Origin of the sequence: Frankia tisae, from assembly GCF_025403405.1 — a bacterium.
GTDB lineage: Bacteria > Actinomycetota > Actinomycetes > Frankiales > Frankiaceae > Frankia > Frankia tisai.
This window is the reverse complement of sequence record NZ_JANEZT010000691.1, coordinates 1-1,080: the sequence shown is the minus strand read 5'-3', so window position 1 is coordinate 1,080 and position 1,080 is coordinate 1. Positions and strand designations below refer to the sequence as shown.

The 1,080-nt window shown below is 73.0% G+C and carries 1 protein-coding gene and 1 pseudogene; both read right to left on the bottom strand.

Annotation, left to right across the window (positions count from 1 at the left end):
• A partial coding sequence (locus NBZ85_RS31150) for a patatin-like phospholipase family protein (protein ID WP_261563424.1) occupies positions 1 to 667 on the bottom strand: 667 nt, incomplete at its 3' end.
• A gap of 230 nt (positions 668 to 897) precedes the next feature.
• Positions 898 to 1,080: pseudogene (locus tag NBZ85_RS31145) on the bottom strand (transcriptional regulator); the annotation flags it as partial.

Here is a 1,080-nt window from a genome sequence, read left to right as displayed (position 1 = left end):
CGAGCAGGTCGACCGACGTGGGTGAACGGGTCCCGCCGTCGACGAAGCGCTGGCCGCTGGACTCGATCGGCGCGTACCAGCCGGGGATCGCGCAGGACGCCATGACAGCCTCGGGCAGCGTCACCCGGGGTGCGTCGGGCGCGCCGAACAGCACCCGGTGGCCGGTGTCGAAGTTCATCGCGACGATCCGCAGGGCCGTCGCGACGGGCCAGTCGGCAAGGCCGAGGCCCTTGCGGTCCATCGCGGCCGCGACCAGGTCACCCACTGCGGAGATCTTGCCGCGGCCCTGCGGCAGGATCGCTGCCAGGGTCACCATCGGCGAAGCGTGCCGGGGGTGCAGCGCGCTGGCCGTGAGCAGCCGTGGGGAGCCCATCCGCATCCGGGGCCGCGGGGGGAGAGACGCGCCGAGGTCGCGGTAGTCGAGGACGGGGCCGCCCGCCTCGTACAGTCCGCGTTCGGAATTGGCCATCACGTCGATGCCGATGCCGAGGCCAAGCAGGGCCGCGACGACCGAGCCGGCGGAGGTGCCGACCACCAGGTCGCTACTGCCCAGGTCGCGGCCAGTCTCGGTTTCGACGGCACGCATGGCGCCGATCATCCAGGCGGATCCTAGGACTCCGCCTGCGCCGAGGACCAAGCCGCTGCGCGCGACCCGCCTTCTGGTCATTGTCCACCTCCTGGCGCGACGGCCGGGAGGGGGTGCGCCCTGCGCTGGGGCACTGCCGCCCCGGTCGGCCCGCTGCCGTGTGGGCCCCGCCCGGTCGCACCTGGACCGGTCGGCCGTCGGCGGCGGCTATGCCGCGCGAGGCCTTCCGGAGATGGGCCAGTCGCAGTCCACGGTCCGCGTCGACCGTTCATCACCTGCGGCGCGTGACGCGCCTGGAACGAACCACCGGACTACTCCGGCGGCTCCTCGCTCTCCTCGGGGAAACTCGTCTCCAGGACGCCCCAGTTACGCAGACGCTCGGCGAACTCCTGCGGCGTGGTGTCGTGCAGCAGGGCGAGGGCGCGCACATCGCCGTCGCGGATGGACAGCACATGCCCGGCGTAGTCGTCGCGCTGGCGCTGGATCTGGGCCAC